The organism is Peribacillus sp. CSMR9, assembly GCF_033141925.1.
Classification (GTDB): Bacteria; Bacillota; Bacilli; order Bacillales; family DSM-1321; genus Peribacillus; species Peribacillus simplex_A.
This window is the reverse complement of record NZ_JAOPHO010000160.1, coordinates 1-2,176: the sequence shown is the minus strand read 5'-3', so window position 1 is coordinate 2,176 and position 2,176 is coordinate 1. Positions and strand designations below refer to the sequence as shown.

Annotated in this window: 3 protein-coding genes; all 3 read left to right on the top strand. The window is 33.2% G+C overall.

The features are described 5' to 3' along the window. Positions 1 to 267 precede the first annotated feature (267 nt). The 3 genes from N9I19_RS24520 to N9I19_RS24510 all read left to right on the top strand — a co-directional run bounded on the left by N9I19_RS24520 (position 268) and on the right by N9I19_RS24510 (position 2,062). On the top strand, positions 268 to 774 hold the full coding sequence (locus N9I19_RS24520; RefSeq protein ID WP_061462526.1) for a ferritin: 507 nt from the start codon (positions 268 to 270) through the stop codon (positions 772 to 774). A 247-nt stretch (positions 775 to 1,021) separates the two neighbouring features. After that, positions 1,022 to 1,603 carry a cupin domain-containing protein gene (locus tag N9I19_RS24515; RefSeq protein ID WP_317779296.1) on the top strand — a complete coding sequence of 194 codons (582 nt, stop codon included), beginning with the start codon at positions 1,022 to 1,024 and terminating at the stop codon, positions 1,601 to 1,603. Between the two features lie 114 nt (positions 1,604 to 1,717). Continuing rightward, positions 1,718 to 2,062, top strand: coding sequence for a YolD-like family protein (locus N9I19_RS24510; RefSeq protein ID WP_317779295.1), 345 nt, complete (start codon positions 1,718 to 1,720; stop codon positions 2,060 to 2,062). Positions 2,063 to 2,176: the final 114 nt, after the last annotated feature.

Sequence of the window (2,176 nt, the reverse complement as noted above, 5' to 3'; positions counted from 1 at the left end):
ATACTCATATCTTACTGAGGGGCTCTATTTTTTTCAAACCTGATATTTAACGATCTACAGGAATGCTAAAGGGGCAGATTAGTTGCATAAGGCATACTCAGATTACTGCAAAGCTACCCTTTAAATAAATTGTGTCATTTACCTATGGGGAACATAACTTAAATCTAAGTACTCCCTTAAAACTAATAAAGAGTGATTGTATGTCTTGTGTTACTGGCATTCTGGAGGATTTGTGTGTTTTTATCAAATTATATAGGAGTGATAAAAATGAATGAAGAGCTTCAAAAATTAATTAACAATTTAATTCAAGTTGAGCATGTTTCAACAACACTATATCTTGCAATGTCTGCGTATATGGGTAGGTTGAACTTAACGGGCATGGCACACTGGTTACGTTTGCAATCAGATGAAGAAAGAACTCATATGCTTAAATTGATTGATTATGTTGTTGATTTGGATGGAACTGTAACACTCAATAATATTCCTGCTCAACCAAGCGACTTCGGAACACCATTAGAAACTTTTCAAAAGGTATTAGCTCATGAACAATTCGTTACAAATTCTTATCGTCAAGCCTATAATTATGTAAATCAAGTTGACCCTCAAGCTTCAGTTATTATACAAGACTTTTTAAGGGAACAAATAAACGAAGAGGCGCAGAGCCTAACAATTGTTAATCGTCTAAAACTTGCTGAAAATAATCCGTCTGCTCTTTTATTACTGGACCAAGAATTAGGGAAAAGGACAATTACTGCGACACCTGCTGCTGGTTGAAAACTAAATTAACAATGAATATAAAGGGGAGAGAGGAGAATCAATAAAAGTTACGCTACTATTGGAGTATGTTAGTTGTGCATAAAAATTTACATTATCATTCATTCGTATTAGAAAAAAATACAATTATTCAACAATTAGGAAATTTAATAACTAAAGTGACATTCTATAATTTGCCTTGAATGTTAATTACATTTCCTTACCAAGTACATATGATAATTATATAAACTGTAAAGGGTTGAGAAAAATGTATTATGTTCCTTATATCCATCCATATCAATATCAAAATCCTTATTATGTAAATGGACCAATGTATAACAATGTAAGAAATCCTCATTATTGGAGTGTTAATAATGCTAACCAATTGGGTTTTTTACAATCATCATATGGAAGAAATAATATTGAGGTAAAAGATTATGGATCAAAACCATATGTAGTGAATATCAATGAGGCTACAAAACAAAACACTACCTACCGTACCGCATTATGGACAGGAAAACATTTGCAAGTTACATTGATGAGTATTAAAGTTGGTGAAGACATTGGTTTAGAAATTCACCCTAACGTAGACCAATTTTTACGTATTGAACAAGGTCAAGGGGTTGTTCACATGGGCAATAGAAAGGATAATTTAATCTTTGTAAGAAACGTCTATGATGATTATGCAATAATGATACCTGCTGGCACATGGCATAATGTAACCAATACAGGTAATATTCCGCTAAAACTATACTCGATATATGCTCCTCCTAACCATCCATTTGGTACTGTTCATGTTACAAAAGCAGATGCATTGGCTTCGGAAGAAGGGCAACGGTTATGGCAATAGATCAACCCATTAAAAAATTATCAAACCCTTCTCTTTAACTTGGAAGGGCTTTTTTTCTGACTTTAATGAGAATATTTGTTCGTGTATGATAGCTGTAAAGGAGGGATCATTCTGATGGGGACAATTCGTGATAGAGGGCTCGTTAAATGGCAAGCAGCATTGATCATGCCGGAACATAAAGCTTTAAATAAAAAAATAGGTGAGGTTGATTATTTCATAAATAAAAAGCCTATCCTTGATGAATACCAGGTTGAAGAGTTTGAAAACAATATTCATTTTGTGATGGAATATCATTTACCAATAAGTTTTAGATTGCATAACGAGGGGAATCCCCGTGAATTGTATGGATACTGTGTTTTCATACATCCTGTCACGAAAGAGTTACGTATTCAAAAGAGAGATAGTTCCTTTGAGTATATTCTATTTGATGAGATTATTAGAGTGACTGTAGAGGATTAAAAAAAGCCCTTCTCAATGAGAGGGGCTTTTACACAATTATAAGCGGTTTAAGTTTAATAGCTTACAAATATCCTCAATTTGTTTTAGCTCGTGTTTATATTTAGGCAACATTAA

Coding starts and splice junctions, on each gene's coding strand:
- N9I19_RS24510 (WP_317779295.1), top strand. CDS start 1,718: ATGGGGACAATTCGTGATAGAGGGCTCGTTAAATGGCAAGCAGCATTG.
- N9I19_RS24520 (WP_061462526.1), top strand. CDS start 268: ATGAATGAAGAGCTTCAAAAATTAATTAACAATTTAATTCAAGTTGAG.
- N9I19_RS24515 (WP_317779296.1), top strand. CDS start 1,022: ATGTATTATGTTCCTTATATCCATCCATATCAATATCAAAATCCTTAT.